Below are 25,128 nucleotides of genomic sequence, written 5' to 3' on the forward strand. Positions count from 1 at the left end.
AAAAAATAGGTAGAAAAGCTACTTATTTTGATTAAGGTGCAACTTAATCAAGCAAGAAAATCATTTTTCAACACATCAAGTTTGATTGAAATTTTTTTAATTCTTGTGTATAATTTTGCAACGTTGATGCGGGATGGAGCAGTCTGGTAGCTCGTCGGGCTCATAACCCGAAGGTCGTTGGTTCAAATCCAGCTCCCGCTACCAAGTTTCTTAAAGGGCTCACATATAGGTGGGTCTTTTTGCATAATGAACCTATGGTTTATTGTGCGATAATAGGGGCGATTACGCCCTTTTTTATTGGCTTATCGTGTAGTGTGGACATCAATTGGTCAAAAAGACATGCTTCACTATAGTAAGTTTGAATTAGTCCAATGAGCGATTGAATCGCACAAATATGACGAGAGTAAATGAAGCTATCAAATAAAACTCAAGCACTCCAAGATTTAATTACTCCTGCAGTGCAAGCTTGTAATGTAGAACTTTGGGGAATTGAATTTATTCCTCAAGGCAAAAAGTCTTTATTACGTATCTATATTGATAAAGATGTTCCAGAAAATGCTGAACCTGTTATGAATGAAGACGGTGAGGTGGAGTTGGGTCGTGGTATTGGTGTGCAGGATTGTGTGCGTGTGACTCAGCAAGTTGGTGCAATTTTGGATGTACATGATCCAATTTCAGGTGAATATGCTTTAGAAGTGTCATCACCAGGTTGGGATCGTCCATTTTTTCAACTGGCTCAATTACAGAATTATATCGGTCAACAAGTTGCATTCCGTTTGATCGCTGCGGTTGAGAATCGTCGTAAGTTTCAAGCAAAATTGGTTGCTGTAGATGTAGAGAATGAATTCATCCAAGTCGAAATTGAGCAGCAAGTAATTGAGATTGATAGTAATAATATAGACAAGGCAAATTTGATCTTTCAGGATTAATCCAGAAATAGAAATCTGAATATATAGGTGACTTATGGCACGTGAAATTCTCACCGTCGTTGAAACGGTTAGTAATGAGAAAGGTGTGAGTCGTGAAGCAATCTTCGAAGCGCTAGAACAGGCTTTGGTTGCGGCGACTAAAAAGAAATTCTACGAAGGAACGAATTCGGAAGAAGCTCAGTTACGAGTAGAAATTGATCGCAAAACAGGTGATTACAGTACGTTCCGTCAATGGGAAGTCGTTGCTGATGAAGATCATGAAATGCCTGCATGTCAAGATGCGATTTCTGATGTTGATCCTGCAAAATGGTCAATTGGTGATATTCGTGAACTCGAAGTACCTTCAATTGATTTTGGTCGTATTGCGGCTCAAATTGCAAAACAAGTGATTGTTCAAAAGATTCGTGAAGCAGAGCGCGCTTTGGTTGCAGATGCTTATGAGTCTAAAGTGGGTGAGTTAATCTACGGTGAAGTGAAAAAACAAACCAAAGATGGCTTTATCATCGACTTAGGTGACAATGCTGAAGCGTATTTGGCGCGTGAAGAGATGATTCCAAAGGAAATTCTTCGCCCAAAACAGCGTATGAATGCAATCCTTTATAATGTAAATCGTGAAGGTCGTGGTGCACAATTATTATTGTCACGTGCAAAGCCTGAAATGCTGATTGCTTTAATGAAGAAGGAAATTCCTGAAATTTCTGAAGAAATCATTGAAATTAAAGCAGCTGCGCGTCAACCAGGTGTTCGTGCAAAAATTGCTGTAAAAACCAATGATCATCGTATTGACCCTGTGGGTGCATGTATTGGTATGCGTGGTACACGTATCCAAGCGGTACAATCAGAGTTAAATGGTGAGCGTATTGATGTAGTTGTATGGTCGGATGATCCTGCTCAGTATATCGCAAGTGCTTTAGAGCCTGCAGATGTATCGGGTATTGTGATTGATGAAGATGCGCATACTGCAGATATTATCTTCGCTACCAGTGATCAGCTTGCCCGTGCAATTGGTTCACAAGGTCAAAATGTTCGTTTAGCGTCAGAATTAACGGGTTATAAGTTAGATATGATGCTTGAAGATGAGTACCGTGCTCGTCAACAAAATGAAGCTCAACAATATTTGGATATGTTTGTAACACGTCTTGATATTGAAGAAGATCTTGCAATGGCTTTAGTAGAAATGGGCTTTACTTCACTAGAAGAGATTGCTTATGTACCTGCAGAAACCTTCGATGAAATCGAGTTGGATGCAGATATTGTTGAATTACTACAAAGCCGTGCAAAAGAAGCTGCTTTAGCTGATGCATTAAAAGAGCAAGAAGATATTCAAGACCCGAGTCCAGAACTTGTTGCGATGGAAGGTATGACTTCTGAAATTGCACAGGCTTTAGCAGCTCATGGTGTGGTAACAGTCGATGACTTGGCTGACCAAGCAACTGATGATATTGCAGATATCGAAGGCTTAGGTGCTGAAAAAGCAGGTCAGTTGATTATGAAAGCACGTGAATCATGGTTTAACTAGGAGGTAATACATGACAGATAAGTCAATTCAAGAGTTAGCGGTCAGCGTAGGACTTCCTGTTTCAAAGCTCCTTGATCAGGTGCGTGAAGCTGGGTTGCCGCAAAAAAAGGCAGAAGATAAAATTTCTACTGAACAGCAAAGTGTTCTAGTCAACCATTTGAAAAAATCACATGGCCAAGACACAGGACATGCAGGACAAATCACGTTGAAACGTAAAACAACCAGTACTGCTAAAGTAGCCAGTACTTCGGGTAAGGCGAAAACCATTAACGTAGAAGTTCGCAAGAAACATACGTTTACTAAGCCTGATCCTGAGCAAATTAAAGCTGAAGCTTTAGCAAAAGCGCAAGCAGATGCTCAAGTAAAAGCAACACAAAAAGCACCAGTAGTAGAAACTGCATCTAAAGATAGTGAAAAAGCTGAAAGTTCAGCAAAAGCGAATTTAGAGAAAATGCGTGCGGCTGCGAAACAACAAACTGCTGCGAAAGAAACACCAAAAGCAGCGGTTGTGGTAAAACGCAAATCAACAAATAAGCCAATTACCAAAGCAACAGTAAAAGCAGTTGAAACACCTGAGCAAAAGAAAGCGCGTGAAGCTCAAGCTGCTCAATTGAAAGCCGCAGAAGAAGCAGCACGTCGTAAATCTGCAGAAGAAGCTCAACAACGTACACTTGAGCAAATGCGTCAAATGGCGTCTAAGTATTCTTCTGATGATTCAACGACGACGATTCGCGTGGTAGATGACTCTCCATTGGCAGCTGGTCTTGTTGGTCAAGCTTATGAAGACTCATTTGCTAAAGAAGACCGTGAAATCAAACGTGGTACGAATACAGCCAATACACGTCCAGTGAAGAAAGGTGGTCGTCGTGGCCAAGAAGAGCAAAGCTTTAGCTCAAATCATCATAAGCGTGGTTTAAAAACCAGCCAAGCAAATAAGCATGGCTTTGAAAAACCAGTTAAGAAACAAGTTTATGATGTTGAAATTGGCGAAACGATTGTTGTTGCTGATCTTGCTGCGAAAATGGCGGTTAAAGTTCGTGAAGTGATTAAATCACTCATGAAAATGGGTGAGTTGGTTACTCAAAACCAAGCGATTGAGCAAGATATTGCAGCACTTGTTGTTGAAGAAATGGGGCATAACCCAGTTCGTGTATCGGATACTCAAGCTGAAGATAACTTACTTGAAGCGGCAGAAGAAGCACGTGGTGCACAAACAACACGTGCCCCAGTGGTAACAATCATGGGTCACGTTGACCATGGTAAAACCTCACTTCTAGATCGTATTCGTCGTGCTAAAGTGGCTCAAGGCGAGGCAGGTGGTATTACTCAACATATTGGTGCTTACCATGTTGAAACTGAGAAAGGGATTATTACTTTCTTAGACACACCTGGACACGCAGCGTTTACTGCTATGCGTTCTCGTGGCGCGAAAGCAACTGATATCGTGGTTCTTGTTGTTGCAGCGGATGATGGTGTAATGCCACAAACTGCTGAGGCAATCGATCATGCGCGTGCTGCTGGTACGCCAATCATTGTTGCTATCAACAAGATGGATAAAGAATCTGCTGATCCAGATCGCGTATTGAATGAATTAACAACCAAAGAAATCGTACCTGAGCAATGGGGCGGTGATGTACCAGTAGCAATGGTTTCAGCACACTCTGGTCAAGGTATTGACGAACTTCTTGATCTTATTTTGATTCAAGCTGAATTGTTAGAGTTGAAAGCATCTGAAGAAGGTGCGGCGCAAGGTGTTGTTATTGAAGCACGTGTAGATAATAGCCGTGGTGCGGTAACCTCTATTCTTGTTCAAAACGGTACCTTGAATGTGGGTGATTTAGTCCTTGCTGGTGCATCTTATGGTCGTGTTCGTGCGATGGTGGATGAAAATGGTAAGCGTATTAAATCGGCTGGTCCTTCAATTCCTGTGGAAATTTTGGGTCTTCCAGAAGCGCCAATGGCAGGTGATGAAGTTCTTGTTGTAAACGATGAGAAAAAAGCACGTGAAGTGGCCGATGCGCGTATGGATCGTGAACGTCAAAAACGTCTTGAGCGTCAGAGTGCAATGCGTCTTGAAAATATTATGGCGTCTATGGGCAAGAAAGATGTGCCTATCGTAAACGTCGTATTGAAGACAGATGTACGTGGTACTCTAGAAGCATTACATGTGGCTCTTTCTGAGCTTGCAACTGATGAAGTTAAAGTTCGTGTTATTGGATCGGGTGTAGGTGCAATCACTGAATCTGACGTGACACTTGCTGAATCTTCTGAAGCGGTACTTCTTGGCTTTAACGTGCGTGCGGACAGTGCTGCACGTCAAAAAGCGGATGCAGATGGTATCGACATTCGTTACTACAGCATTATCTATCAATTGATTGATGATGTTAAAGCAGCAATGAGCGGTAAACTTGCACCTGAACACCGTGAAACAATTTTGGGTGTTGCGCAAGTACGTGAAGTTTTCCATTCAAGTAAATTTGGTGCAGCTGCAGGTTGTATGGTGCTTGAAGGTGTATTACACCGTAATAAACCAATTCGTGTACTTCGTGATGATGTAGTTATCTTCCAAGGTGAGCTTGAATCTCTTCGTCGTTATAAAGACGTGGTTGAAGAAGTTCGTGCAGGTATGGAATGTGGTCTTGCAGTGAAAGGCTACAAAGACATCAAAGCACTTGATAAAATCGAAGTTTATGATGTTCAGCTGATTAAACGGAGTCTTTAATGGCGGGTAGTCAACGTCTTAAGCGGATGGCGGATACAGTACAACGTGAGTTGTCTGAACTGATTCGCCAAGAGCTGAAAGATCCTCGCTTAGGTGGTCTAGTGACCATCTCTGCGGTAAAGGTTAGTCCAGACTTGGGTTATGCTGAAGTTTATGTCACTGTTATGGGGCGTGAGCTAGGCGATGAACAAAGTGAAGCGGCAAATAAGGAAACGCTAGATGTTTTGAATAAAGCGTCAGGTTTCTTACGCCATGAATTGAGTCGTCGCATTAAAACACGCATAACGCCACGTTTGCGTTTCCATTACGATAAAACCAATGCATATGGTAATTATATGTTTGGTCTTATTGCAGAAGCAGTCAAGGATTTACCTGAAACTGATGAAGCAAAAAAAGATGAAGAATAATTTCTTGATCTAAAAATGAGCCACCTGAGGGTGGCTTTTTTGTAGCTAAAATTTTGTTTCTTCATCTTCAAGCTTAATTTCTTATCAAAATAGTAATCAAACAAAAGTTATATCAATCGCCAATAATGCTTAAATTAATTCTGATCAGATATTTAAATGTTAATCTAGTATATTGATTTATAAAAATATATTTACTAATGATCTGATATGAAATTCAAATTTGTGACTGAAATAGCAGAAATTAAACAAAACTTTGAATAAAACTGTATAGAATGCTGATAAATCAACAAATACAAATAAATAGCTTTGAAGGAATAAATAAATGATCAATTCAATGAAAAAAGGCCTATTAGCACTTACACTAGCGAGTACTTTGGCATTTTCAGGCTGTGGCTATAATACATTGCAAGCCAAAGATGAATCTGTGACTGCAGCATGGTCAGAAGTTGAAAACCAATATCAACGTCGCGCTGACTTAGTGCCTAACCTTGTTAATGTAGTAAAAGGTTATGCAACACATGAAGAAAAAGTACTGACTGAAGTGACTGAAGCACGTGCCAATGTTGCGGGCTTAAAAGTTGATAAAGAAGTATTAAATGATCCTGAATTATTTAAAAAATACCAAGAAGCTCAGTCACAAATGACAGGAGCCTTGTCTCGCTTATTGGCTGTGACCGAAAACTATCCTGATTTAAAAGCCAACGAACAGTTCCGTGATTTACAAGTGCAGTTGGAAGGGACAGAAAACCGTATTAGTACTGCACGTACGCGTTATGTTGAATCTGTACAAGACTATAATACTTATGTACGTCAGTTCCCTCAGGCAATGACTGCAAAAGTGATTGGAATGAAAGCAAAACCAAACTTTAGCGCAGAAGCAGGCGCATCAAAAGCACCAACAGTTAATTTTAACTAATAAACTGCTTACACATTTATGACGTTCTGCTGTGCATAGGTAGAACGTTCATGATTGTGAATTATTAAAATAAGGATAAAGTATGATTGAATGGCAAAAAAAATCAGAATTTAACAAACTGAGTACATACTTACTTGTACTCTGTGGACTGATTTTTTCTGTTCAATCGATTGCCTGGGCTGAAACAGCAACGGCAACAGATGATCAAGACGTACAAGATGCTGTTGTTTTGGGTAAAGTTGCTCCAAATACACACTTACCCAATGTGCTTGGACCGAACGCAGTTAATCCATCGTCACAACAAGCTGCAAATAATACCCATCCATCAACAAGTGCTCAGGATCTACCTCAAGTCAGTAATGATATGGCAGAGGGCCAAACAACTCGAAATATTCCAACTCTAAATCAACCTGTTGTAGATCAAGCCAATATCCTTTCAGCAGCGGAAAAACAAAATTTAGATCAGCAAATTCGAGATATTTACCGTCAAGGCAAAGCACAAGTCGGCATTATTATTGTACCAACGACAGGACAAGAAGATATTTTTGATTTTGCCATGCGTGTTGCTGAACAATGGAAATTAGGCTCAGCGAAACAAGATAATGGACTGTTGATTGCAGTTGCAGTAAATGATCATAAAATTCATATTGCAACAGGCTATGGTTTAGAAGGTGTATTGCCCGATATTGTGGTGAGTCGGATTATTCGTAATCAAATCACACCTTATTTTAAACAAGGGCAATATGCATCAGGTTTACAGGCAGGGGTAAATGAAATTGAACGTATTCTCAATCTAGATCCTGAGATTGCTAAGCAGGCAGCCGATGAATTGAAAGAGCGACAAGCTCAAGCGACTCATGAGCAAGAAGCCAAAGACAGGACATTAACCACAGCGATGATTATTCTGATTATCGGGATATTTGCATCATTTGTTATTGGAAATCGTTTAAGCGCTTCTGTGGCTGGTGTGACAGCTTTTGCAGCAGGACTCATCTATGGTTCTGGTATTGGAATGAGTTTGGTTTTAGGTTTTGGAATATTTTTCTTGCTAATAACCTCATTCGCACAACTGATTTTCCAAATGTTTTTATCTGGTGGTGGACGTGGAGGTGGAAGCAGTGGTGGTGGTTTTGGCGGCGGTGGGGGCTATAGTGGGGGCGGTGGAGGTTTTGGCGGTGGAGGTGCATCAGGCTCATGGTAACGAAAACTGAAACAACAGAAATTTTGACTGAACCTAAATTACAGGAACAGATGCAACCGAGTTTTAAACGCTGGTTAAAGCACTTTTTTTATATGCCCGCATCTAAGCGTTATTTTTCAAAACAAGACCAACAAGCTATCGCACAAGCTGTTAAACAAGCCGAGCAAGGTCATGTTGGCGAAATACAGGTGGTGATTGAAGGACATATTCCGAGCCATCAAGCTTATCGGCAAAATACACGTTTAAGAGCGCAGCAACTTTTTGCAGAATTGGGTGTGTGGGATACCGAATATAATAGTGGGGTGTTGTTATATCTAAATTTATGTGAGCAAGCTGTTGAAATTGTGATAGATCGTGGGATTAATCAAGCAACGACACAGCAAATATGGCAGCAGATTTGTGATCAAATTATTATTGATCTTAAAAGTAAACAATACCGATCTGCACTCGAAAATGGGGTGATAGAAATCGGTAAAGTACTGAATTTATTTTATAATCATCAGCAAGAGCAAAACAAAGCTGATATAATGAATGAATTGACAAATACTCCAATAATTTTGAATTAGGTCACGGAAAAAGTGACAAGAAATGTCACTTTTTAACGAGAAATTACGTAAAAAAATAAGAATTAAAAAAAATCTTGTAAAGCATTACATTCCAATTAGAATGAAATTGTTATCTCATGATTGCTTGTTTTTTCCACACGAAGCAGTCAAATAAATTTGCTTGTTAAAGCTATAAAAATTTTTAAAACATTGGAGAAATGTTATGAAATCAGTTCAAAAAGGTTTTACACTTATTGAATTAATGATCGTTGTTGCGATTATCGGTATTTTGGCTGCATTTGCAATCCCTGCTTATCAAGACTATATTGCTCGTGGTCAAGCTGCTGAAGGTTTTTCTTTGGCAGACGGTTTAAAAACAAGTATCGCAGATGACCTTCAAAATGGTACTTGTGGTAGTAGTAGTGCACACGGTAAATATGCAGCATCTGTAAAAGTAACAGATGTTGCACCTAATAACGGTGAATGTGTAATTACTATTGTATATGCAACAGGTATTGCTGACCAAGTTCAAGGTAAGAGGGTTGTAGCGAAAACAAATAAAAATGGTTCGATCGTTGTAACTAATGATGGTGGTATTAAAAAATGGTTACCAAAAGCTAACTTGCCATAATTTATATCAAGTTTAAATGTTTAAAAAGAGGCTCAAAAGAGCCTCTTTTTCTTGAGTTTTATATTTTGTTGAACACTCAATTGTGCTTTTATATACAAACTAGAAATGATTTAAATAAATATGTCAAATTCACGAATTTTATCTATTGGGGGGCTGTTTGGTGTAGTTTTACTAACAGCATTGGTTTATTGGTCAGGTTTAAATGGTGGTTTTTTATTTGATGATAAACCAAATCTTAGTGGATTAACGCATTTTGCACAATCAGGCCAATGGAATGATGCTAAACAATTTATTATTAGTGGGTTTTCAGGACCGACAGGGCGTCCAATCGCTTTAGGCACTTTTATATTTCAAGCTGAAAGTTGGCCCCATAGTGCTTATTCCTTTAAATTGGTGAATCTATTCATTCATTTAGTCTGTGGTGTATTACTTTTTTATGTAACATATCTCATATTGCGAAGTTACGGTTATGTAGAAAAAAAAGCAGTATGGATTGCACTTTTATCTAGTAGTTTTTGGTTATCACATCCTCTTTTTGTTTCAACAACATTGTATGTCATCCAACGTATGGCGCAGCTTCCTTTATTGTTTAGTTTATTGGGAATGCTGGGATATTTTAAAGCAAGAGAGTCTATTTCAATTCGTCCGCGAATAGCGTACGTGGTTATGACAATTTCTATTGGTTGTGCGACGATTTTAGCAACTTATAGTAAAGAAAATGGTGCTTTACTTCCATTGCTAATCTTGGTGATCGAATTTTGTAACCCAACGAAAATAAATAAACCAATATGGTATTGGAGAGCTATTTGCTTGTGGTTACCATCATTGGCTATAGCTTTGCTGCTGATGCGTGAAATTAATTTTGCAGAGAATCCTTGGCCATTTCGTAATTTTAATCAAATAGAGCGATTATGGAGTGAGGGGCGTATTCTTTGTGATTATTTGTATCGGTTATTTGTTCCACAAATAGAAGGTTATGGTCTATTCCAAGATGGTTATATTGTTTCAAGAGGGTGGTTGGAACCCATTACAACATTAACTTCTTTTGTCTTTTTGAGTTTTTTATTTTTATCAGCTTTATGGTTGAGAAAAAAATATCCTTTATATGCACTGGCAATTTTATTTTTCTTTGCAGCACATTTGATTGAATCAACTTTTATTGGTTTAGAGTTGTATTTTGAACATCGTAATTATATTGCAGCAATTTTTTTGTTTTTACCCTTGGCATTAGGGTTATTTATTTTATCTGAAAAAGTAAATCCTAAGGTAGCGATCATTATCAGTTGTTTTATCATAACCCTATTGGCTTGGATGACATGGCAACGTGCAACATTGTGGTCTGATACGACTAAGCTTCAAATCTATTGGGCGCAAAATAACCCACAATCTGTAAGAGCACAAAGCCGTTTTGCTGAAATCTTGCTCATGCATGGGAGAATTGATGAAGCTAATTATATCTTAGAAAATGCTATACAACGTCATCCTGATGCAGGTTTAATGATTCAGTTGTTTCAACAGAAAATATCTATAAATCAAGGAAATATTTCGGATTTAACCGCAATCAAAAAGCAATTATTGAATCAAAAAGCAGATGGAGCCTCAGTTTGGGGGCTTAGAGGATTAGTGGGTCAAATTACTAATGATCAAAAGTTAACGCAATTATACGCATTAGAAACATCTAATTTATTAAAAGACTTAGTGGAAAGGAATCAGAACTATCGAAATTATCCTGATTTTTATCCATTGTCTATATACTTGAGAGCTCAATTATTGATTGCATTAAACCAAGTTGACTCTGGATATGCAGAATATAAACAAGCTGCAATAGAATATAAAAATGCTAGCTCAGCGTTAGCATTGGCAGCTGACTTGGGTAATAAAGGGTATAGACTTCTGGCCTTGAAATTGATTGCAGAAATTGAACTTATGTATAAAGTACAATTAGAAAATGATGTCGGTTTACAAAAGATCAAAAATACAATGAAGCGTGACTTGCAAGTAGATAGTCACTTTGATTCTATGCATAAGGACGAGCCTGATGAATAGTACGGAAATGAAATATAGTGTAGTCCTTCCAGCAAAAAATGAAGCAGGCGCAATTAAAGAAACCATTCATAAAATTAGGCAGTTAGATTTTATTTATGAAATTATTGTTGTTAATGATGGTTCAACAGATGATACGCAGAAGATTGCTGAACAAGCAGGAGCTATAGTTATTTCACATCCTTACTCAAAGGGTAATGGTGCTGCAATTAAAACTGGGGCGAGAAATGCTTTAGGTGATGTAATTATTTTTATGGATGCCGATGGACAGCATGACCCTGATGATATTTCAAGGCTCATAGCAAAAATTGAAGAGGGCTATGATCTTGTTGTCGGGGCAAGACAGAAAGGTTCACAAGCAAGCGTGGGTCGTGGTGTTGCAAATAGTTTATATAATAATTTGGCAACTTACATGTCAGACCATAAAGTTGAAGATTTGACTTCTGGTTTTAGAGCGGTGCGAGCTGAAAAGTTTAAAGAATTTATTTACTTATTACCTAATGGTTTTTCGTACCCAACAACAAGTACGATGGCTTTTTTTCGAGCAGGATATTCGGTTGCTTATATTCCAATTCATGCAGCAAAACGTATAGGTAAAAGTCATATTCATCCAATTAAAGATAGCGTACGTTTTTTTCTCATTATTTTTAAAATCGCAACATTGTATTCTCCTTTAAAGATGTTTTTGCCATTTGCGGTAGCGTTATTTATATTGGCAACAGCTTGGTATGGTTATACATTGTATGAATATAGTCGCTTTACCAATATGAGTGCTTTACTTTACACTGGAAGCATCATGATATTTTTAATGGGGTTGATTTCAGAGCAAATTACAGCATTGATGTATAAAAAAGATGAGTGAGTTTTGTTTTGAATAATACATTGTCAAATATTTGGAAAATGCTAACACCACTTGATAAGCGTAAATTGGGTATAGTTACTGTACTTGTAATATTTATGACGATTATTGAGTCTTTAGGTGTAGTTTCAATTATGCCTTTTTTGTCAGTGTTGGCAAATCCTGAAAGTGCTCAACAAAATTTTTTATTAAAAAAAATATATATTTTATTGAGTGCTGAGAATACCAATCAATTCATTGTTTACTTGGGAAGTGTTTCACTTGTAATAGTCGTTTTCTCAGCATGTTTGAAAATTATTACACAATATAGTCTGAATCGTTTTTCAAGCTTACAGCGGCACTATTTTGCAAGTCGGTTACTCGATATTTATTTAAAACAAAATTATAGTTTTTTTATCCAACGTAATAGCGCAGATTTGACAAAAATTTTGTTGAATGATGTAGATCAAGTTGTTTGGGGCATACTTAAGCCATTACTGACAATTTTATCTTATGGATTGATAGTCCTTGCGATGATTGTTTTACTTATTTTTTATGATCCACTTATGGCATTTACAACTGCAGGCGTCATCATTACTTTTTATACAGTGATGTTTTTAGTTGTAAAAAAGTTTATGAAGAAAATAAGTCAAGAGTTCTCAAAAGCTAACCAAGAGCGATATCAAAGTTGTCAGGAAGTCTTTGGTGGTATCAAAGATGTGATGATTAATCATGCGCATGATTATTATTATGATAGGTTTGACCGTAATTCAAGAATATATGCAAGACATTATGCGTCACAGGAATCTTTAGGACAAATTCCGCTTCATATAATTGAAACTATAGGTTATGGTTGTTTAATTCTTTTAGCTATTTTTTTAGTTTTACAAGATCATAGTGTAGGAGTCATCCTACCAGTAATTGGGCTATATGGTGTAGCAGCCTATAGAATGTTACCTGCTGCACAAAATATTTATCGTGCAATAACAACATATAAGTTTTCTGAGCATATACTGAATGGCGTCGTTCAAGAGTTTGAGCTAAATGAAATTAAAAATGGTCAAAAAGTTAAAGGTGATATAATCAATTTTGATCACCAAATAGAATTGATTGATGTAAGTTTTGCATACCCTAACCACCCAGAGAAACAAATTTTAAATCATATTAATATTAAAATAGAAAAAAATGCCAGTTTGGGGGTTACAGGGAAAAGTGGCTCTGGAAAAAGTACATTAATGGACATTATGCTAGGGCTATTGCAACCGACATCTGGAATATTAAAGATTGATGGTAGAGAGATAAATGAACGGAATGTTCAAAGTTGGCAAAGTTTAGTGAGCTATGTTCCTCAATTTATATATTTAGCTGATATGAGTGTGGCTGAAAATATTGCTTTTGGTACTCCAAAAGAACAAATTGATTTTCATCTTGTACAAAATGCAGCGAAGCTAGCACAAATCGATGAATTTATTACTCAAAATTTAAAAGATGGTTACAATACCGTAATTGGCGAGCGTGGTATCTTATTGTCTGGTGGACAGAGACAACGTTTGGGGATTGCGCGTGCATTATATAAGCAACCACAAATTATTTTCATGGATGAGGCGACAAGTGCCTTAGATACGGAAACAGAAAAAGCGGTAAATGAAGCAATTCAAAGTCTAAATGGAAAAATGACAATAGTAATCATTGCGCATAGGGAAAGTGCTGTTGCAAATTGTTCTAATATTCTAAGTATTGGTTTTGGAGATTTATATGGTAAATGATAAGCCAGTTTTTATATTCCGATTATTTAGAGCATTTACGCCACCAATTATTTTTAATTTCATAATGAAATTTGCGGCTAAGAGTCAATCATCACTTTTTGATGGGGAGCAAAATGCTTTATTATTTAAAAAATATATTCAGGACTGTAAAGTGTATGGTGAGTATGGATGTGGTTTAAGTACAAATTATGTTTTAAAAAATACAAACTGTTTTGTAATTTCTATCGATTCTTCAAGTGAATGGGTTGATTTGGTTGAAAAAAGAGCAAATTTTTCTAAAAAACTAGATATAAATTACATAGATGTAGGTGTTGTTGGTGATTGGGGAAGACCAATAGATTATAAAAAAAGAGAGAATTTTAAAGATTATACAGATCAACTATGGGGGAAAAATTTAAAACCTGATTTAGTTTTAATTGATGGTAGGTTTCGAGTCGCTTGTTTTTTAACGTGTCTATTAAAAGCACCAATAGGTACAGTAATTATATTTGACGATTATATAAATAGACCTCAATATCATATTGTTGAAAGCTTTGCTTGTTTGACAGAATTTAGTGGTAGACAGGCTGTTTTTATTAAACAGGCTTTAACACAAGATCAGGTCATTGGAATTCATGATATGCTTGAGAAATTTCGTTATGTTATGGATTGAGGCGTTATGGTTAATATTGATGAATTAGCTCCAATAGCGCTGTTTGTATATAATCGTCCAGAGCATACTAAGCGAACTATTGATGCTTTAAAAAATAATACATTAGCAAATCAAAGTGAGTTATTTATTTTTAGTGATTGGGCAAAAAATGATGAAAATATTAAAGATGTAGAAACAGTTAGAGAATATCTTAAAACTATTACAGGATTTAAGAAAATTACAATTATTGAGAGAGAATATAATTGGGGACTAGCTCAATCAATTATTGATGGTGTAACAAATATTATAAACAAATATAATAAGATCATAGTCGTTGAGGATGATTTACTGACTAGCCCTTATTTTTTATATTTTATGAATGATGCATTATCTTTTTATAAAGATAAAGCCAAAGTTTGGCATATAAGTGGTTGGAATTATCCAATAGATTCAGCCGAATTAGGTGAGTTCTTTTTTTGGAATACTATGAATTGTTGGGGATGGGCAACATGGAAAAGCAGATGGGAAAACTTCGAAAAGAACCCTGAGCGCCTTATTAAAGAGTGGTCTGAGGTGCAAATTAAACAATTTGATTTGGATAATTCGGGTATATTCTGGAGCCAAATACTTGCTAACATGGAAGGGAAAATAGATACGTGGGCTATTTTCTGGTATGCAACAATATTTGAACATAACGGATTATGCCTAAATCCTACGCAAACATTTGTAAAAAATTTTGGGCATGATGGTACAGGCACTAATTGCACAAAAGAAAATACTTATTTAGAAGGTGAGCTTAATTTGAAGAGAATAAATATAAGGTCGAATGAAATTTTTAGTTCGAAAGAAGCAACTGCATTAATTCGAAACTATTATAATAATACTATTTCAAGGGATGTCCTGAGAAATCTAATCAAAAAAATTAGAATATCTATAGGTAGAAAATTAGGTAGAAAATAAAATAGTAAATATAGAGTTTATATTTCCATTAGTGAGTTTATAATGAATATTGATTTCCAAAATAGTGGTTTGAATCCATATGAAGCTGAAGAGATTGGTAAATTATTATCTAGACAAAAAGATGGACTTAATGATTTAGAGCAAATGTGGTATTTAATGGATTTAATATGGGATGACATGAGGTGTGATAATAAAGAGTTAAATTGGGAATATATAACCGCTTTTTATTCACATCCTGTATGGTTATTGAATGGACTTTTCATTGAACAAGATCCAATATCTATGGAACATAGGCATAGTATTGGTAATTGGATGATTATGCAAGAATTTGTTGATATTGTAGATTATGGAGGAGGGTTTTGTACCTTGGCTCGTTTAGTTGCAATAAAAGATGCCAAAATAAATGTAGATGTCTATGAGCCGTATCCGAGTGAATTTGGTTTAAAAAGAATAGCTGAATTTGATAATATTAAATTTATACAAAATTTAATTAAAAAATATGATTGTTTAGTTTCTACAGATGTTTTAGAACATGTCCCTGATCCGCTAAAAGTTTTTTCGGAGATGGTTGGTAGTGTAAAAGAAGGTGGCTATTTAGTAATAGCCAATGCTTTTTTTCCTATGATCAAATGCCATTTACCTCGAACTTTTCATTTAAGATATTCTTTCCCTTTTTTTGCAAAACTTATAGGATTGAAAAAAATAGGGTTATTAGATGGAAGTCATGCAACAATTTACCAAAAGATTAAAACTGTTCAGCCCAATTGGTATACGATTCGTTTATTTGAATTGATATCTAAATTAGTATTTCCCTTTCTAGAAATATTAAAGAAAAGCCTAAATTTTTTTAAAAGAATTAGTAGATGAAAATTGTACATTTTAATAAATCTGATCTTCATGGCGGTGCTGCTCGCGCAGCTTATCGTATTCATCACGCATTACGTATGGTTGATATAAATTCAACAATGCAAGTTGATAATGCTGTCTCAGAGGATTGGACTGTGGAAACATCTAAAAGTTTAATTTATGATTTAATTAAAAAAATACACAGACTGATATCAAAAATGATAAATCAATTATTAAGAACAAAGAACCTTATTCTTCATTCACCTGCAATTTTTTCATCAGGGAGAGATAGGGAAATTAATAATAGTAATGCTGATATTGTACATTTACATTGGATACAAGGTGAAATGCTTTCAATTAAGGAAATTGGAAAGATAACCAAACCAATAGTTTGGACATTACATGATATGTGGGCATTCTGTGGTGCTGAGCACTATACCGAAGATAATCGCTATAAAGATGGGTATGTAAAATGTAATCGACCTAATAATGAGGAAGGTTTTGATTTAAATCGTTGGACTTGGAATAGGAAGTGTAAGTTTTGGAAAAGACCAATTCATATTGTTACTCCTAGCCATTGGTTAGCTGATTGTGTGAAATCAAGTTATTTAATGAAAGGCTGGTCAGTTACTGTTATTCCTAATGCGATTGATACAGATCAGTGGAAGTTTATAAACAAAGGTTACGCTCGTTCAATATTGACATTACCAGAAAATAAAAAATTGTTGCTATTTGGTGCTATGGGAGGATGGAGTGATTTAAGAAAGGGCTTTGACTTATTATTATTGGCTTTGCAAGTATTAAAAGAACAAGTTGATGAAATTGAATTGGTTGTTTTTGGACAGCTTGAACCAAAGGAACCAATTAATTTAGGCTTTCCAATTCATTATATGGGGCATTTATATGATGATGTGAGTTTAAATTTACTATATAGTGCGGCAGATATTATGTTGATTCCTTCGAGACAAGACAATTTGCCTAATACAGGTGTTGAGTCACTAGCTAGTGGGACTCCTATAGTTGCTTTTGATACTTGTGGACTGTCAGATATTGTAAAGCATTGTAAAACAGGCTATTTAGCTGAAGCATTCGATATAAATGATTTTGCTAAAGGAATAGCGTGGATTTTAGAAAATGATCAACGGTATGAAATTTTATCTAATAATTCACGACAATTTGCTGTTAATAATTTTTCTTATTCTGTTGTTGCAGAAAAATATCGAGCTTTATATGAAAAAGTTATGGAGCCGCAATGAAAAAAGCACTCGTCACAGGAATTACAGGGCAGGATGGTTCATATTTAGCAGAATTTTTGTTGGAAAAAGGTTATGAAGTTCATGGGATTAAGCGTCGTGCTTCAAACTTTAATACCCAACGGATTGATCATATTTATCAAGATCCACACGTAAATCATCAGCGTTTAGTACTTCATTATGGTGATCTCACAGATTCATCAAATTTAACTCGTATTATCAATGAAGTACAACCAAATGAAATTTATAATTTGGCTGCGCAATCGCATGTGGCAGTTAGTTTTGAGTCCCCTGAATATACCGCAGACGTCGATGCTTTAGGAACTTTACGATTATTGGAAGCTATTCGTTTTTTAGGTTTAGAGAAGAAAACTAAGTTTTATCAAGCATCGACGTCGGAACTCTATGGCTTAGTGCAAGAGACTCCTCAGAAAGAAACTACTCCTTTTTATCCTCGTTCTCCTTATGCTGTGGCTAAACTCTATGCCTATTGGATTACAATCAATTATCGTGAAGCTTATGGTATGTTTGCTTGTAATGGAATTTTGTTCAACCACGAGTCTCCAAGACGTGGAGAAACCTTTGTAACACGAAAAATTACTCGATCATTTGCTAATATGGCAGTGGGACTAGAAGAGTGTTTATATTTAGGCAATATGGATGCATTACGAGATTGGGGGCATGCAAAAGACTATGTACAAATGCAATGGATGATGTTGCAACAAGAACATCCTCAAGATTATGTGATTGCAACCGGTGAGCAATATAGTGTTCGCCAGTTTGTAGAGTGGTCTGCTGAGGAGCTAGGTATTCATTTGCGTTTTGAAGGTTTTGGAGTCAATGAAATTGGAGTTATTGAGTCACTTAGTTCTGAAAGCTGTCCAGCATTAAAGGTAGGGCAAATTGTTGTGCGTGTTGACCCAAGATATTTTAGACCTACTGAAGTTGAAACTTTATTGGGTGATGCATCAAAAGCAGAACGTGAGTTGGGATGGAAAGCCCAAATAAGTGTAAAAGAATTATGTGCTGAAATGGTTCAACATGATTTAAAGCTTGCTCAAAAAAATGCATTATTAAAAGAACATGGTTATACCCTTGATGTTCATTTGGAAAAGTAAAATATGAGTTCACAGCGTATTTTTGTTGCAGGACATCATGGAATGGTAGGTTCAGCAATTGTTAAACAGCTTGCACAAAATTCAGATTGTGAAATTTTAACTGCATCTAAGCAAGAGCTAGATTTGAGTGATCAGCTTGCTGTTAATCATTTTTTTAAGCAGAACCAAATTGATCAAATTTACTTAGCCGCTGCAAAAGTAGGAGGGATTGGAGCAAATTCACAATTCCCTGCTGACTTTATTTATAAAAATTTAATGATTCAGAATAATGTAATTCATGCTGCTCATGTGAATGATGTGCAAAAATTACTATTTCTCGGATCTTCGTGCATTTATCCTAAGTTTGCTCAGCAACCTATTGCCGAAACTGAATTGCTGACTGGCTATTTAGAACCATCAAATGAGCCCTATGCTATTGCAAAGATAGCGGGCATAAAAATGTGTGAAAGTTATAACCGCCAATATGGTCGTGATTATAGAAGTGTAATGCCAACAAACTTATACGGGGTGAATGATAATTTTCATCCAGTGAATAGTCATGTCGTTCCAGCATTGATACGTCGTATACATGAAGCAAAGCAGAATCATTATAATTCAGTCGTCATTTGGGGAACAGGGCACCCATTACGTGAATTCTTATATGTAGATGATATGGCAGCTGCCTGTGTATATCTACAGAATTTGAATTTAGAAAGTTATGAACAATGTGTCAGTCCAATGATGTCTCATATTAATATTGGGACCAACGAGGAAGTCTCTATTTCACAATTAGCAAGCGTAATCAAAGAGATTGTTGGTTATACTGGACAGCTTATTTTTGATGGAACTCAACCTGATGGAACACCTCGTAAACTCCTAAATAGTCAGAAAATAAATAATTTAGGTTGGAAATCAAAAATTGGGCTAAAACAAGGAATAAAAATCACGTATGATTGGTTTCTAGAAAATGAAAATCAATTAAGACAAGTCTAATTTGGGGAAAATGGATGATTATTCCTGTGATTTTAGCGGGAGGTACTGGTACTCGTTTGTGGCCATTATCTCGAAGTAGCTACCCAAAACAATTTCTAAGATTACTGAATGAACATTCGCTATTGCAAAATACAATCTTAAGACTTAAAAATTTAGATTTACCTTTTGTCGATCCAATTATTATTTGTGGTGAAGAGCATCGTTTTATTGTGGCAGAGCAGCTACGTGAAATTGCTATTGAACAGGCAGATATTATTTTAGAACCTGTAGGTCGAAATACAGCTCCAGCAATCACACTTGCAGCACTACATGCACAAAAGAAATATCAACAAAAGAGGGTGAATTTATTTGTACTCTCGGCTGATCATGAAATTCAGGATATTATTGCGTTCAAACAGAACATTGAGCAAGCTTATAATTATCTCAAAGATTCTTCAATTGTTATATTTGGAATAGAGCCAGAATATCCTGAAACAGGCTATGGTTATATTAAATATAGTGAATCGACTGATTTTCAAGCAATTTACAGAGTTGATTGCTTTGTAGAAAAACCAAACTTAAAAAAAGCTGAAGAATATTTACAAACAGGCGATTATGCATGGAATAGTGGTATGTTCATGTTTGATTTGGATGGGTTTTTAAATTTGATCGATCAGTATGCTGAAGGCATAAAGCATACATGTATTAAAGCATATGAGCAGGCCAAAGTTGATTTAGATTTTATTCGTATAGGCGTAAAAGAATTTAAACAATGTCCAGATATTTCGATTGATTATGCATTAATCGAAAAAGTGAAAGATTTGCTGATGGTGAAATTAGATGCGGGTTGGAGTGATATTGGCTCTTGGTCAGCGCTTTGGGATATTCAAGAAAAAGACAAAGATTTTAATGTAATAAAAGGAGATGTGATACAACTTTATAGTCAAAATAATTTGGTTTATGCAACTAATAAACTAGTTAGTTTACTCGGTGTTGAAAACTTAGTTGTTGTAGAGACAAAAGATGCTCTATTAATTGCAAATAAGAGTTATATGCAACATGTAAAAGAAATTGTGCAAATTTTGAAAAAAAATGACCGGACAGAAGTTTCAGTACATCAGGAAGCTTTTAGGCCTTGGGGTAAATATGAATGCATAGATGTTGGTTCTCGTTACCAAGTCAAACGTATTACTGTCAATACAGGTGAAAAATTATCTCTGCAACTGCATCATCATCGAGCGGAACATTGGATTGTGGTGAAAGGAACTGCAAAAGTGAGAAAAGGGGATAGTAGCTTTTTACTAAGTGAAAATGAATCAACCTATATTTCAATTGGGGAAATTCATTCTTTGGAAAACCCAGGATGTATCCCATTAGAGTTAATAGAAATTCAAACAGGTTCTTATTTAAGTGAAGATGATATTCAGCGGTTTGAGGATTTGTACGGAAGGTTACAATGATGATAGAAGATAACAAATACAAAATTAGTGTAATTACTGCTGTCTATAATGCTGAATCTTGCATTCGAAATTTAATAGAAAGTTTAAGAAGTCAACAAGATAAAGATTTTGAGTGGGTAGTAGTTGATGGTGCTTCAACGGATCGAACATTGGAAATTTTAAAGACAATAAATGATTTAAATATAAAAATTATCTCCGAACCTGATTTTGGTATTTATGATGCTTTAAATAAGGGGATAAAAGCTTGTTCGGGAGAGTATTATTTAGTTGCTGGAGCTGATGATATTTTTTTTAATAATGCTGTTCATGATTACAAAAAGGCTATAACAAGTAACTCAGAATTAATAACAGCTTCAATCATGAAAAATAATCATAAAGTTATTTCTAAAGAAAAATGGCCTTGGTTGTATGCACAAACTGCATATATTTCTTGTCATGCTTTAGGTGTTCTGATTAGAACAAATTTACATAACCAATATGGTTTTTATTCAAATAAGTTTCCTATAGCCGCTGATCAGCTATTTATTAAAAAATGTTGTAATAATAAAGTGATAGTGCAGACTATTGATGCTATTGTTGGTGAGTTTGGTACCCAAGGAGTAAGTACTGAAGATATTATTGGTACTTGTACTGAAATTTTTAGAATTCAATTGTTGACAGAAAAATGTAAATCACTCCAGTATTTAATTTTTTTATCAAAAATATTAAAAAGGTTTTTGTTATCTTTCTTCCATAAGAGAATTTAATGCTTTATCAGAAATAGTATCCCAGCTCATTTCTATAATACACTCTAATATAATAGGTTGTGTTATTTGTTTTTTAATTGTTTCAATGAGACTATTTATATTGTTGCATTTTGCTAAATAGTCATTCGGCAGTTGGTTTTGATATACTGGGAAATCCTCTAAGATATTTGCACTTTCAGTTGCTACAATAGGTTTTTGAGTGGCAATATATTCAACAATTTTACATGAAGTACCGTAGTTTATTTGTTCTGATCGTCTATAAGGGATTGCTAAAATATCACAAGCAGATAAGACCGAAGGAACTTCATTGAAATTCAAATTTCCTAAATATTTTATAAAGTCATAATCTAAATTGATATTGTGCGAGTTCTTTCCAGCAATTAGTAATGTTAAATTTTTAAACTGGTCTTCTTGTTTTATTGTTTTAACAGCATGAATTAAATCGGTTATTCCTCTTTCATATTCAATACTACCAATGTAGCCTATAATTAAAATCTCTTGATCTAGCTTTAATTTCTCTCTAGTAGAATTTTTTGTAGATATTATGAAGTTGTGATAGTTTATTCCATTTGGAATAATTTTGTAAGGAATATTACAATGAATTTCTTTAGCTAATAATTTACTTGCAAAAAAGTTAATTTTTGAGTTTTTTATTAAAAATAGTAATAAATTTTTAAAACCAAAATTTCTATAGCCTTTAAATGCATCATATTTATCATAAACATCAAAAACGAATTTAGAGAAACATATTTTTGATAGAATTAAACCTAATAATCCAATATAGCAATCTCCACTTGCTACAATTGTTTTAGGTCGTTCAAATATAATAATAGATATTAGCTTGAATATAAAAGAAAAGCTGAAAATTGCGGTTGAAGAAATTTTCAATTGGTCATCTGTATCTTCAATTTTTTCTTTAGTATGGTAATCAATTAACCATAGTTTTGTTTTTGTTTTTTTAGACCAATGGTACGGTAATTGATAAATACGTCCAAATTTCTCAGAATAAGCATCTCTATTTGTATAGAAACGTTTACCAATGAAAAGTATATCCATAAAATTTACTCTAATATTTTATTGATTTTTTTTGATAAATTAGGCCATGAGAACCGTTCTGTATAGTTTTTACATTCTGGTTGTGAAATTAAACTTTCGTCTAGTAGAAGTTTAACGACTTTTTCTGAGAATTCATTATAATTTTCTTTTTCCACAAGAAAGCCTGTTTGCTGATGTTCTACAGCATCAATGATTCCTCCTGTTGCAAATGCTATAGTAGGGGTTCCATGAGCAGCAGCTTCAATTGCAACCATACCAAAACCTTCAGGATCATCAGGAATATATTTGACTGGAAAGATATGGATGTCAGTTAAGTAATAAAAACTTGAAAGAATTTGATCATCATTTATGTTCCCAATGAAGATAATTCTGTCATGAACGTTATGTTTCTGTGCTGTGGATAAAATAAGTTCTTTAGATTGTAGTGTTTTCTTTAGGGATTGATTTGGAGTGTCACCAATAACGATTAGTACTACATTGGGAATATTTTTGACTATCTTTGGAAAACTATAATCAATAAATTCATTTAAACCTTTTCTTTGAGTAAGCCGTCCTACTGAAATAAGAACTTTTTTTCCATTTAATTGGTATTGCTCTTTTAATTGTTGAATTAATTGCATATTTCTAGGTTGAGGTGGAAAGCTTACACCAGGAGGGATAATTTTTAATTTAGTAGACTTAATTCCCTTTTTTATACAAATATTATATGTTGCTGAGCTATTAGCGATTAATACATTAGCTTTTTTAATGAATGGAATCCACAATAGGTTATAGAGTTTATGGTTTGTGCCTATATCAAGCCCATGAATATATACAACACTTTTTTTCCTAAAAACTTTGGCCCAAAAAACAGTAATAGGAGCCGTTAAACCACTGCCTGCAAAAAGTATATCTGGGCGCAAAGTTAAGCAAATCCAAAAAGTTTTGATAAAGGCAAATAATAAGAATATAGGTAGAGGATTTAAAGGAACACTATGAAAGAGGCAATCTTTAGGTGCAAGATTACGAGCATCAGTATGACTTAATATTTCGACACGATTAACTTGGCTTAATTCATCAGCAATATGCCAGTTCAATCGTTCCATACCACCGATTAAAGGTGGAAGATTACGAGTTACGATAAGAACTTTCTTTCGTTTTTTTGTGAGCATATTTATGTCTACAATCTCAAATCGGATTGATTTAATTCAAAAATATATTTTAAATCATAAAGTATACATTGTTCTCGACCTAGGCTTTTAATCGACTCATAACCAAGCTCTATAAATCTTTGATGTCCAATAGCAAGCACGATTGCATCATAATAGTTCTCTTTAATCTGCTGAATTGGTTGTAGACCATATTCTCTTTTAACTTCATCTGAATCAACCCACGGGTCGTAAATATCCAAGTTTAAGTCGTAATCTTTAAGACTTTTGATTAGATCAATAATTTTAGTATTACGGATATCTGGACAGTTTTCCTTAAAAGATAAGCCCATGACTAAAATATTAGCGCCGACGACTTGAATTTGTTTTTTTACCATAGCTTTAATAAGCTGTGTCGCTACATACTCTCCCATACGATCATTCAACCGTCTAGCTGCGAGAATAATTTCTGGGTGTAAGCCGATAGATTGTGCTTTATGCGTTAAATAATAAGGATCAACACTGATACAGTGGCCACCAACTAGGCCAGGTCGGAACGGTAAAAAATTCCATTTTGTTCCTGCTGCTTTTAAGACTTCTTCTGTATCAATACCAAGTTTATTAAAAATTAATGAAAGCTCATTCATTAAGGCGATATTGACATCTCGCTGAGTATTCTCAATGACTTTAGCTGCTTCGGCTATTTTAATAGATGGAGCTTTATAGGTTCCAGCTTCAATAATTTGTAAATAAACTTGATCAATAAATTCTGCTGCTGAAGGAGTGGACCCAGATGTAACTTTCTTGATGTTAGTTAATTTTCTTATTTTGTCACCAGGGTTAATTCGCTCTGGGCTATAACCTACAAAAAAATCTTCGTTGAAAGTTAGTTGAGAGAATTGTTCTAAAACAGGAATGCAGATATCTTCTGTTGCGCTTGGATAAACAGTAGATTCGTAAACAACGATATCTTCTTTTTTTAGATATTGAGCAATTGTCTTTGATGCTTGTATTAAAGGCTTTAGGTCAGGTTGTTTAAAATTATCAATGGGTGTTGGTACTGTAACTATATAAAAATTACATTTTGATAGTTCCTCTGTGTCTGATGATATTGTTATTTTTTTTAGTTGCTCTAATTCCTCTAACTCTAATTCAAGTGTATGATCCTTATGTTGCTGTAATTCACTAATACGTTTAGAATCAATATCAAAACCTACAACGTCAAACTTTTTACTGAATGCTAATGCCAAAGGCAATCCTACATATCCTAAACCAAGAACTGCTATTTTAATATTTTTTAAATTCTGTAGTGAATACATTGAGCATCAAATCCTAACGCTATAGTTTGTGGATTATACAAAATATTTAAATAAAGTGTATAACAATTCAAGTCTAAAGTGATCTATTTAATTACAAATCTAACTTGGCGAAAATTATGATTTTTTATGCAATGGAATTTAGAT

22 protein-coding genes and 1 tRNA gene are annotated in these 25,128 nt (G+C 35.0%); 20 read left to right on the forward strand and 3 right to left on the reverse strand.

Translation table 11 applies throughout. The features are described 5' to 3' along the window. Nucleotides 1-127: 127 nt before the first annotated feature. The 20 genes from D7V20_RS08895 to D7V20_RS08990 all read left to right on the forward strand — a co-directional run bounded on the left by D7V20_RS08895 (nt 128) and on the right by D7V20_RS08990 (nt 21,482). A tRNA-Met gene (locus D7V20_RS08895) sits at nt 128-204 on the forward strand. A gap of 203 nt (nt 205-407) precedes the next feature. Then, nucleotides 408-929 (forward strand): ribosome maturation factor RimP, encoded by a 522-nt coding sequence (rimP, locus tag D7V20_RS08900; protein WP_120383945.1) that lies wholly within the window; start codon nt 408-410, stop codon nt 927-929. 34 nt (nt 930-963) lie between these two features. Further along, on the forward strand, nt 964-2,448 hold the full coding sequence (gene nusA / locus D7V20_RS08905) for a transcription termination factor NusA (RefSeq protein ID WP_120383946.1): 1,485 nt from the start codon (nt 964-966) through the stop codon (nt 2,446-2,448). A gap of 10 nt (nt 2,449-2,458) precedes the next feature. Beyond that, nucleotides 2,459-5,170, forward strand: coding sequence for a translation initiation factor IF-2 (gene infB / locus D7V20_RS08910; protein WP_120383947.1), 2,712 nt, complete (start codon nt 2,459-2,461; stop codon nt 5,168-5,170). Then, nucleotides 5,170-5,577 (forward strand): ribosome-binding factor A, encoded by a 408-nt coding sequence (locus D7V20_RS08915; RefSeq protein ID WP_120383948.1) that lies wholly within the window; start codon nt 5,170-5,172, stop codon nt 5,575-5,577. Before infB ends, D7V20_RS08915 begins: the two co-directional genes overlap by 1 nt. 334 nt (nt 5,578-5,911) lie before the next feature. Beyond that, nucleotides 5,912-6,493: a LemA family protein gene (locus D7V20_RS08920; protein WP_407923940.1), complete on the forward strand. Its 582-nt coding sequence runs from the start codon at nt 5,912-5,914 to the stop codon at nt 6,491-6,493. A gap of 82 nt (nt 6,494-6,575) precedes the next feature. Further along, a complete protein-coding gene (locus tag D7V20_RS08925; protein WP_120383949.1) occupies nt 6,576-7,694 on the forward strand; it encodes a TPM domain-containing protein in 1,119 nt (372 codons plus the stop codon). Beyond that, entirely contained in the window at nt 7,688-8,260 is a 573-nt protein-coding gene (locus tag D7V20_RS08930) for a TPM domain-containing protein (RefSeq protein WP_120383950.1), read from the forward strand. The genes D7V20_RS08925 and D7V20_RS08930 overlap by 7 nt, the downstream gene beginning before the upstream one ends. 202 nt (nt 8,261-8,462) lie before the next feature. Beyond that, nucleotides 8,463-8,870 (forward strand): pilin, encoded by a 408-nt coding sequence (locus tag D7V20_RS20305; protein ID WP_120383951.1) that lies wholly within the window; start codon nt 8,463-8,465, stop codon nt 8,868-8,870. Nucleotides 8,871-8,990: 120 nt separating this feature from the next. Continuing rightward, nucleotides 8,991-10,916, forward strand: a complete 1,926-nt coding sequence (locus D7V20_RS08940; protein WP_213072505.1) for a hypothetical protein — start codon at nt 8,991-8,993, stop codon at nt 10,914-10,916. Further along, complete coding sequence (locus D7V20_RS08945) at nt 10,909-11,775, forward strand: glycosyltransferase family 2 protein (protein ID WP_235831615.1); 867 nt, start codon at nt 10,909-10,911, stop codon at nt 11,773-11,775. The genes D7V20_RS08940 and D7V20_RS08945 overlap by 8 nt, the downstream gene beginning before the upstream one ends. Nucleotides 11,776-11,783: 8 nt before the next feature. Next, nucleotides 11,784-13,517 carry an ABC transporter ATP-binding protein gene (locus tag D7V20_RS08950; protein ID WP_120383980.1) on the forward strand — a complete coding sequence of 578 codons (1,734 nt, stop codon included), beginning with the start codon at nt 11,784-11,786 and terminating at the stop codon, nt 13,515-13,517. Beyond that, nucleotides 13,507-14,169 carry a hypothetical protein gene (locus D7V20_RS08955; protein ID WP_120383952.1) on the forward strand — a complete coding sequence of 221 codons (663 nt, stop codon included), beginning with the start codon at nt 13,507-13,509 and terminating at the stop codon, nt 14,167-14,169. The genes D7V20_RS08950 and D7V20_RS08955 overlap by 11 nt, the downstream gene beginning before the upstream one ends. Before the next feature lie 6 nt (nt 14,170-14,175). Then, a complete protein-coding gene (locus D7V20_RS08960) occupies nt 14,176-15,108 on the forward strand; it encodes a glycosyltransferase family protein (RefSeq protein WP_213072506.1) in 933 nt (310 codons plus the stop codon). 42 nt (nt 15,109-15,150) lie between these two features. Beyond that, the gene (locus tag D7V20_RS08965) at nt 15,151-15,975 is read left to right on the forward strand and encodes a class I SAM-dependent methyltransferase (protein ID WP_120383953.1); all 825 of its coding nucleotides are present in this window, start codon (nt 15,151-15,153) and stop codon (nt 15,973-15,975) included. Further along, nucleotides 15,972-17,210 carry a glycosyltransferase family 4 protein gene (locus tag D7V20_RS08970; RefSeq protein ID WP_120383954.1) on the forward strand — a complete coding sequence of 413 codons (1,239 nt, stop codon included), beginning with the start codon at nt 15,972-15,974 and terminating at the stop codon, nt 17,208-17,210. The genes D7V20_RS08965 and D7V20_RS08970 overlap by 4 nt, the downstream gene beginning before the upstream one ends. Further along, nucleotides 17,207-18,325, forward strand: a complete 1,119-nt coding sequence (gene gmd / locus D7V20_RS08975) for a GDP-mannose 4,6-dehydratase (RefSeq protein ID WP_120383955.1) — start codon at nt 17,207-17,209, stop codon at nt 18,323-18,325. Before D7V20_RS08970 ends, gmd begins: the two co-directional genes overlap by 4 nt. A 3-nt stretch (nt 18,326-18,328) precedes the next feature. Further along, nucleotides 18,329-19,297: a GDP-L-fucose synthase gene (fcl, locus tag D7V20_RS08980; protein WP_120383956.1), complete on the forward strand. Its 969-nt coding sequence runs from the start codon at nt 18,329-18,331 to the stop codon at nt 19,295-19,297. A 14-nt stretch (nt 19,298-19,311) separates the two neighbouring features. Next, nucleotides 19,312-20,736 carry a mannose-1-phosphate guanylyltransferase/mannose-6-phosphate isomerase gene (locus D7V20_RS08985; RefSeq protein WP_120383957.1) on the forward strand — a complete coding sequence of 475 codons (1,425 nt, stop codon included), beginning with the start codon at nt 19,312-19,314 and terminating at the stop codon, nt 20,734-20,736. Next, nucleotides 20,733-21,482, forward strand: coding sequence for a glycosyltransferase (locus D7V20_RS08990; protein ID WP_120383958.1), 750 nt, complete (start codon nt 20,733-20,735; stop codon nt 21,480-21,482). Before D7V20_RS08985 ends, D7V20_RS08990 begins: the two co-directional genes overlap by 4 nt. Here D7V20_RS08990 and D7V20_RS08995 read toward each other — a convergent pair. From D7V20_RS08995 to tviB, 3 genes are read right to left on the reverse strand one after another with little or no spacing between them, the layout of a single operon-like run. Then, complete coding sequence (locus D7V20_RS08995) at nt 21,456-22,538, reverse strand: glycosyltransferase (RefSeq protein WP_120383959.1); 1,083 nt, start codon at nt 22,536-22,538, stop codon at nt 21,456-21,458. The genes D7V20_RS08990 and D7V20_RS08995 overlap by 27 nt on opposite strands. A 5-nt stretch (nt 22,539-22,543) precedes the next feature. Next, nucleotides 22,544-23,689, reverse strand: a complete 1,146-nt coding sequence (locus D7V20_RS09000; protein WP_120383960.1) for a glycosyltransferase family 4 protein — start codon at nt 23,687-23,689, stop codon at nt 22,544-22,546. Nucleotides 23,690-23,697: 8 nt separating this feature from the next. Beyond that, entirely contained in the window at nt 23,698-24,984 is a 1,287-nt protein-coding gene (tviB, locus tag D7V20_RS09005) for a Vi polysaccharide biosynthesis UDP-N-acetylglucosamine C-6 dehydrogenase TviB (RefSeq protein WP_120383961.1), read from the reverse strand. Nucleotides 24,985-25,128: the final 144 nt, after the last annotated feature.

Source organism: Acinetobacter rongchengensis (assembly GCF_003611475.1).
GTDB lineage: Bacteria > Pseudomonadota > Gammaproteobacteria > Pseudomonadales > Moraxellaceae > Acinetobacter > Acinetobacter rongchengensis.